This window comes from Psychrobacter sp. AOP31-B2-9, from assembly GCF_052378005.1.
GTDB lineage: Bacteria > Pseudomonadota > Gammaproteobacteria > Pseudomonadales > Moraxellaceae > Psychrobacter.
The window spans coordinates 1-345 of the sequence record NZ_JBQSXG010000359.1 but is presented as its reverse complement, the minus strand read 5'-3'; the positions used below and the strand labels follow the sequence as shown (position 1 = coordinate 345).

The following is a 345-nucleotide window of genomic DNA, read 5'->3' as shown; positions in this document are numbered from 1 at the left end:
CAGTAGCTCATCTTACAAAGATGTTCGTAACGACGTTACCTTTGACGATATTAATGCCTCAGACACCGTCTTTAATCGAGTAGGCAACACCCTTATCATCCAGACGGCAGCCGAAGATAGCGTTACCTTCGACGACTACTTCACTGGCAGCTACGATCGAGCTTATAACTTTATCTTCAAAGATGAAGTAATCAGTTCAGAAGATGTGCTCAACATGAATTACACTCTAACTGGCAACGATGAAGCAAACGTACTTGGTGGATGGAGCAGCAATGACATCGTAGATGGTCAAGCAGGAGACGACACTCTAAATGGTGAAGCGGGTGACGACATCTTATTTGGTGT

General features: G+C 44.3%; 1 pseudogene. It reads left to right on the top strand.

From position 1 onward, the window contains the following. A pseudogene (locus ACT3SX_RS15625) lies at nucleotides 1–345 on the top strand (hypothetical protein); the annotation flags it as partial.